This window comes from Microbacterium sp. 22179 (genome assembly GCF_052045715.1).
Lineage (GTDB): Bacteria > Actinomycetota > Actinomycetes > Actinomycetales > Microbacteriaceae > Microbacterium > Microbacterium galbinum.
The window spans coordinates 865,157-872,312 of the sequence record NZ_JBQEPJ010000001.1; the positions used below are offsets into that span (position 1 = coordinate 865,157).

Here is a 7,156-nt window from a genome sequence, read left to right on the forward strand (position 1 = left end):
ATGGAGGACATGACGCTTCCCGTGCTCTCGCACACCCCCGATCAGTTCCCCGGAAGCGCTGCCGATGCCGCAGTGCTCGTCGTGCCCGATCTCGCCGATGCGGCGACGTCGCTCGAGTCGTATCCCGGACTCGCCGAGGCCCTCGCGGCGGTCGGCTTCACCGGTTCGGCGTCCGCCTTCGTACGGGTGCACGCCCCCGAGGTGACGAGCCTGCCGTTCGCCGTGGTCGGCATCGGAGCCACCCCGTCGGCCGAAGCCGTGCGGAACGCCGCGGGCGCCGCCCTGCGTTCGCTGACCGGGTTCGAAACAGTCTCGCTGGCGCTGGCACCCGGCCTGGAGGAGTACGCCGAGGCGGCGGCGGAAGGCGCCGTTCTGGGCGGCCACCGCTTCGACGGCTACCGCTCCAAGAAGCCCGCCGTCCGGGCCTCCGCCGTCATCCTGCACGGTGCGCTCGACGACGCGTCGGTCGCCCGGATCCAGGCCACGGGCGATGCCGTGGCGCTGGTCAAGGATCTCGTGAACGTCCCGGCCGAGTGGCAGAGCCCGGCCGATCTCGCCCAGAGCGCGGTCGACAGCGTCGCCGACCTCGACGTCACCGTCGAGATCCTCGACGAGTCGGCTCTGACGGAGCAGGGCTACGGCGGCATCCTGGGCGTCGGACAGGGGTCCGACCGCCCGCCGCGCCTCGTGCGCCTCGACTACTCCCCCGCCGGCGCGACGCAGCACATCGCCCTGGTCGGCAAGGGCATCACCTTCGACACGGGCGGCCTCTCGCTGAAGCCCGCGGCATCGATGGTCGGGATGAAGTTCGACATGGCGGGTGCCGCCACCAGCCTCGCGGCGCTCCGCGCGATCGCGACGCTGGAGCTCCCCGTGCGGGTCACCGCGTGGCTCTGCATCGCCGACAACATGCCCTCCGGCCGGGCGACGCGCCCCGGTGACGTGCTGCGGATGCTCGACGGCACCACGGTCGAGGTGCTCAACACGGACGCCGAGGGACGCCTGGTCATGGCCGACGGGCTCGTCGCCGCGAGCCGGGAGAACCCCGACGTGATCATCGACGTCGCCACCCTCACCGGTGCGATCGTCATGGCTCTCGGGCACCGCCACACCGGCGTCATGGGCGACGACGACGCCGTGACGCGATTCCTCGCGGCGGCCGAGTCCGTCGACGAGCCGGCTTGGCGGATGCCGCTGCCGGACTACATGGAGGATTCCCTCGACTCGCCCATCGCCGATCTCATCAATGCGAACATGAGCGACCGCGCCGCGGGTGCCTCGTTCGCGGGGCTGTTCCTCCGTCGATTCGTCGGACGCGTCTCCGACGATGCGGACGCTCCGCGCATCCCCTGGGTGCACCTCGACATCGCCGGTTCCGGCGAGAACGGCAGCGCGCCGTTCGGATTCACCGAGAAGGGCCCGACCGGGGCGATGGTCCGGTCGATCGTCGCCTTCGCGGCCGCATCGGCACAGGAGGCCTGACATGACGACGCACACCTTCGACATCGTGGTCCTGGGCGGCGGCAGCGGCGGCTATGCGGCCGCGCTGCGCGCGAGCGAGCTCGGCAAGTCCGTCGCCCTGATCGAGAAGGACAAGGTCGGCGGCACCTGCCTGCACCGCGGATGCATCCCGACCAAGGCGCTGCTGCACGCCGCCGAGGTCGCGGAGCACGTGCGCGACGCGGCCGCAGTCGGTGTGACGGCGTCGTTCGACGGAATCGACACCGCGGGCGTCCGCGCCTACCGTGAAGGCATCGTCGCGAAGAAGTTCAAGGGCCTCGAAGGGCTCGTCAAGGCCCGGGGCATCACGACGGTGGCAGGCGTGGGACGTCTGAACGCCGATCGCAGCGTGAGCGTCGGGGACGATGTCTACGTCGGCGCTGACGTCGTTCTCGCGACGGGCTCGTACAGCCGCACGCTCCCCGGGCTCGAGATCGACGGGCGCATCCTCACGAGCGAGCACGCACTCGCCCTCGACGAGGTTCCGAAGAGCGTTCTCATCCTCGGCGGTGGCGTCATCGGCGTCGAGTTCGCGAGCGTGTGGCGCTCGTTCGGCGCCGACGTGACCATCATCGAAGCTCTGCCCCATCTCGTCCCGAACGAGGACATCGCGATGAGCAAGGGTCTCGAGCGTGCGTTCCGGCGCCGCGGGATCCAGTACTCGCTCGGCATCCGCTTCCAGACCGCGACCCAGAACGACGCCTCCGTGACCGTGACCCTCGAGGACGGCAAGGAGTTCACCGCGGACTACCTGCTCGTCGCGGTCGGCCGCGGCCCGGTGACCGCCGATCTCGGTTTCGAAGAAGCCGGTGTGGTGCTCGACCGCGGATTCGTGACCGTCGACAACGACCTGCGCACCGGCGTTCCGGGCGTGTGGGCCGTCGGCGACATCGTGCCGGGCCTGCAGCTCGCGCACCGCGGATTCCAGCAGGGAATCGCGGTCGCGGAGCGGATCGCTGGCCTGTCACCCGTGAACGTCCCCGACAGCCAGATCCCCAAGGTCACCTACTCCAGCCCCGAGGTGGCCTCGGTGGGCGTGACGGAGGAGGCCGCGGTCGCCGAGCACGGCGCGGATGGGATCGTCTCGTACGAGTACAACCTCGCCGGCAACGGCAAGAGCGAGATCATCGGCACCGGCGGCCTGGTGAAGGTCGTGCGCCGAAAGGACGGGCCCGTCCTCGGCGTGCACCTGCTCGGAGATCGCGTCGGCGAGCTGATCACCGAGGGCCAGCTGGCCGTCGCGTGGGAGGCCCACCCCGAGGACATCGCACCCCTCATCCACGCGCATCCGACGCAGAGCGAAGCGCTCGGAGAAGCCTTCCTCGCCCTCGCGGGCAAACCCCTGCACGCCCTCTGAACACCAACCGGTGCCCAGGGTCACTAAGCTAGACAAGCGTTTGAACAACTTTCTGAAGGAGACTCCGTCATGAGCACATCCGTTATCCTCCCCCCGCTCGGAGAGAGCGTTACAGAGGGTACGGTCACCCGCTGGCTCAAGCAGGTGGGTGACACTGTGCAGGCGGACGAGGGCCTGCTCGAGATCTCGACCGACAAGGTCGACACCGAGATCCCCTCGCCGGTCACCGGCGTGATCGAGGAGATCCTGGTCGCCGAGGACGAGACCGTCGAGGTCGGCGCCCTGCTCGCCCGCATCGGTGACGGCAGCGCGTCCGCACCGGCGGCCGACGCCCCCGAAGCCGCAGCTCCCGCTGCCGAGGCCGCTCCGGCCGAGGCCGCCGCTCCCGCCGCAGAGCCCGCTCCCGCCGCGGAGCCCGCTCCCGCCGCGGAGGCCGCTCCGGCCGCAGAGGCCGCTCCCGCCGCCGCAGCTCCGGCCGGTGACGCCAAGGACATCGTCCTGCCCGAACTCGGCGAGAGCGTGACCGAGGGCACCGTCACCCGCTGGCTGAAGCAGGTCGGCGACGAGGTCGCCGTCGATGAGGCCCTTCTCGAGATCTCGACCGACAAGGTCGACACCGAGATCCCGTCGCCCGTCGCCGGTGTTCTGCAGGAGATCCTCGCCGCCGAGGACGAGACGATCTCTGTCGGTGCCGTGCTCGCCCGCATCGGATCGGGCGCCGCTCCCACCGCTGCGCCGGCCGCACCCGAGGCCGCCGCTCCCGCACCCGAGGCCGCCGCCCCGGCGCCCGCGGCTGCACCGGCACCGGCCGCTGCCCCCGCACCGGCCGCTGCTCCGGCACCTGCTGCGGCTCCGGCACCTGCTGCGGCTCCGGCACCTGCTGCGGCTCCGACACCTGCTCCGGCTCCCGCTGCTGCTCCGGCTCCCGCTGCCGAGAACGACAACCTGTACGTCACCCCGCTGGTGCGCCGCCTGGCTTCGCAGCAGGGTGTCGATCTCGCCTCCGTGACCGGCACCGGCGTCGGCGGACGTATCCGCAAGGAAGACGTGCTGAAGGCCGCCGAGTCGGTCGGCTCCGCTCCGGCCGCCGCGGCTCCCGCCGCACCCGCTCCGCTGGAGGTGTCGCCGCTGCGCGGCACGACCCAGCCCATGTCGCGCCTGCGCAAGGTGCTGGCGGAGCGCGCTGTCGCCTCGATGCAGCAGACCGCGCAGCTGACCACCGTCGTGGAGGTCGACGTCACGGCTCTCGCGGATTACCGCGACAGCGTGAAGGCTTCGTTCCTGCAGAAGACCGGTGACAAGCTCTCGTTCCTGCCGTTCTTCGCTCTGGCCGCCGCTGAGGCGCTGCGCGCCTTCCCGATCGTGAACTCCACGGTCGACGGCGACCAGATCGTGTACCCGGCGACCGAGAACCTCTCGATCGCCGTCGACACCGAGCGTGGCCTGCTGACCCCGGTCCTGCGCGACGCCGCGTCGAAGAACATCGCGGAGATCGCGCACGAGATCGCCGATCTCGCCGCCCGCACGCGCGACAACAAGCTGAAGCCCGACGAGCTCGCCGGCGGCACGTTCACGCTGACGAACACCGGTTCGCGCGGCGCGCTCTTCGACACCCCCGTCGTCTTCCTGCCGCAGTCGGCGATCCTCGGAACGGGAACGGTCGTCAAGCGCCCCGGCCTGGTCAAGGTCGGTGGTTCGGACGCGATCGCGATCCGCTCGTACGTGTACCTCGCGCTCTCGTACGACCACCGCATCATCGATGGCGCGGACGCAGCCCGCTTCCTCGGTGCGGTGAAGGCCCGCCTCGAGTCGGCGCAGTTCGCCGCTCAGCTCGGAGCCTGACGACCGACGCCTCATGATGGCTGGTCCGCGACGTCGTACACGTCGCGGACCAGCCATTTCTCGTTCATCCGCACGAGGACGAGAATGCGCGGTGCCGCCGGTGACTCCGCACGGATCACCGCGACGTCGCCGTACTCGTCGACCGGAGAGATGGCGGGCTCGGTGCCGGCGACCTCGCCCAGCTCCACGACATCGACCGTCGATCCCTCGGCGATCACGTCCGGACACGATGAGGCCCCGGCTTCGGCGCAGGAGGCTGCTCCGATGAGCAGCGATGCAGCCGCCGTAACCGCCGTCTCGTCGGACGCGGAGGTGCTCGTTCCGAGATCCTCGGCCGCCGGCGTCGGGCTCGGAGCCCCCGCCGTCTCGTCTGCGGTCGCCGGCTCCGTGGCCGTCGCGCTCTCGGGCGCCGTCCGAGACGGAGCGCCGTGCCCTTCGGCAGCCTCCCCCGACTCGCCGCCGGGCCACAGCAGGCCGCCTGCCAGCACCGCGACCGCCGCCGCAGCGGCGATCAGAAGGCTCCGACGACGTGAACGGGGCGCGACGCGCTCGTCGGTTCGATTCCGTGTGCCACTCGCTGACGGAGAGGCCGAGCGTCCGACCGAGGACCGCCGGTCCCGATTCGGTAGCGCACGAGCGACGCGCTGCACCGCCTCCGCGACGCTCCCCCGGAGCGCTTCGAGCGCCTCACCGACGAGGCTGGGCCGCTCCGCCCTTCTCGCCCGACGCGACTCCACCGATCCGGTCCCCGCGATTCCTCGGCGCCCCAGTGCCTGCCGCTCGCTCGAACGGGCGTTCGCCGCTCGGGCGACGTCTCGCGCGCGCTCGGGCGTGAGCACGTCGCACCGCAACGGGCGCGGTGACGCGATCTGCAGGAGAGCCTCCTCCCACTCCTCGATCCGACGTTGCGGTACGCGCGGCTGGTCCGCGCCCAGATGCAGCCCCATCTGCACCTGGGCGAGGACGCGCCCCATTCCCCTGTCGCGGCACCCCTCCGCGACGAGCTCGACCACACGCGCCGCGGCCGCGCACGCGGCCTCGCCCTCCCCGACGACGAACACGGGGCGTCCCTCCCCGGTGACCCACCAGGTGCCGCTCTCGCGGGCCCCCGGCTCCCCGAGTTCGTCGATCCCCCGTAGCACGCTCGCCACAAGCGTGCTGCACTCCCCCAGCGACAGATGCTCGTCGACGACGTGTCGACGCGCGAGAAGGCTCGTCACCCTCTCGGTGCACCACGGCAGCAGCACGTCGTGCCCGTCGCGACGCCGCACGACGTCGAGCGGTGCAGCGACGTGCTCGGCGCCGGCGAACGCCCAGCCGGCCCATCCCGCCAGCGCCCCGGCATCCACCTGCACCGCCACGCCCTCCCCGCGGGTGACGAGCAGTCCGCCGAACGGAGTCTCCGCCGCGTCGAGCGAGCGGACGACCCGGTGCGCGTCCGGCACGAGCGGTGGCGTCGGGGTGCCGACTGCGTCATCTGTCATGTCCCCATGACAGCGCACTGCCAGGGGCACGACAGCGGGAAACGGGTTGATGGGGATGGATCCGCACGATCTGTGCTCTGTGCAGGAGCGGTCGACGCCCTGACGATCGCGCTCCGCTCGGCGCGAACGACGGCATCAGCGGCACCGGGGACTCGGTAGGCTTGTCCCTATGGCAAAGACTCCCGAACCCGAGAAGCGTCCTGGGTTCTTCTCCCAGATCAAGTCCCTCTTCAGGTTCACCAAGGAGGCGTACCCCTGGCTGCCCTGGGCGCAGCTCGCGATCCTCATCGGCGGCATCCTCATCGGACTCGTCGTCGGGTACCTGATCCCCCCGCTGCAGTGGTGGACTCTTCTGCTCTGGGGCATCACCGGACTCATGCTCGGCGTCCTCGCCGCGATGTTCCTCATGACGCGCCTGTCGACCTCGGCGATGTACACGAAGATCGACGGCATGCCCGGTGCCACCGGCCACGTCATCAGCACCAGCCTCGGACGCCGCTGGCAGGCATCCGACACCCCGGTCGGCATCAACCCCAAGACCCAGGAGGCCGTGTACCGCGCGGTCGGCCGCGGCGGCATCGTCGTCGTCGGCGAGGGCGCGCGCGGACGCCTCACCCGTCTGATCAACGAGGAGCGCAGCAAGGCCCAGCGCGTCGCCAACGGCGTGCCCGTCACGGTGCTCTACGTCGGACACGGCGATGACGAGGTCGCGATCTCCGACCTCGCCAAGACGATCAAGAAGATCCCGAAGGCGATCGACAAGGCCACGATGGCCGCCGTCATCCGCCGCATCGAGTCGGTGTCGCAGTCGCTGTCGTCGCTGCCGATCCCGAAGGGGATCGACCCGACCAAGGTGCGCGCCCAGCGTCCGCGCTGAGCCCCGACAGACGAAGATAGACGAAGCGCGGCCGTTCCCCCCGGGGGGGAGGACGTGCTTCTCTCAGTCCAAGAGGGGGTGGAGGGGTAGGCGCCG

At 71.0% G+C, this 7,156-nt stretch carries 5 protein-coding genes; 4 read left to right on the top strand and 1 reads right to left on the bottom strand.

Annotation, left to right across the window (positions count from 1 at the left end):
• Window positions 1-9: 9 nt before the first annotated feature.
• The 3 genes from ACTJKK_RS04235 (at window position 10) to sucB (ending at window position 4,699) form a co-directional block, all read left to right on the top strand.
• Window positions 10-1,482 (top strand): leucyl aminopeptidase, encoded by a 1,473-nt coding sequence (locus tag ACTJKK_RS04235; RefSeq protein WP_247956253.1) that lies wholly within the window; start codon window positions 10-12, stop codon window positions 1,480-1,482.
• 1 nt (window position 1,483) lies between these two features.
• Window positions 1,484-2,857, top strand: coding sequence for a dihydrolipoyl dehydrogenase (gene lpdA / locus ACTJKK_RS04240; RefSeq protein ID WP_440747104.1), 1,374 nt, complete (start codon window positions 1,484-1,486; stop codon window positions 2,855-2,857).
• Window positions 2,858-2,926: 69 nt separating this feature from the next.
• On the top strand, window positions 2,927-4,699 hold the full coding sequence (gene sucB, locus ACTJKK_RS04245) for a 2-oxoglutarate dehydrogenase, E2 component, dihydrolipoamide succinyltransferase (RefSeq protein ID WP_247956255.1): 1,773 nt from the start codon (window positions 2,927-2,929) through the stop codon (window positions 4,697-4,699).
• 11 nt (window positions 4,700-4,710) lie between these two features.
• Here the strand turns inward: sucB and ACTJKK_RS04250 are convergent, their stop codons facing one another.
• On the bottom strand, window positions 4,711-6,183 hold the full coding sequence (locus ACTJKK_RS04250) for a hypothetical protein (RefSeq protein ID WP_440747105.1): 1,473 nt from the start codon (window positions 6,181-6,183) through the stop codon (window positions 4,711-4,713).
• A 169-nt stretch (window positions 6,184-6,352) separates the two neighbouring features.
• Between ACTJKK_RS04250 and ACTJKK_RS04255 the strand changes: the two genes are divergently transcribed.
• Window positions 6,353-7,060 (top strand): DUF4191 family protein, encoded by a 708-nt coding sequence (locus ACTJKK_RS04255; protein WP_247622354.1) that lies wholly within the window; start codon window positions 6,353-6,355, stop codon window positions 7,058-7,060.
• Window positions 7,061-7,156: the final 96 nt, after the last annotated feature.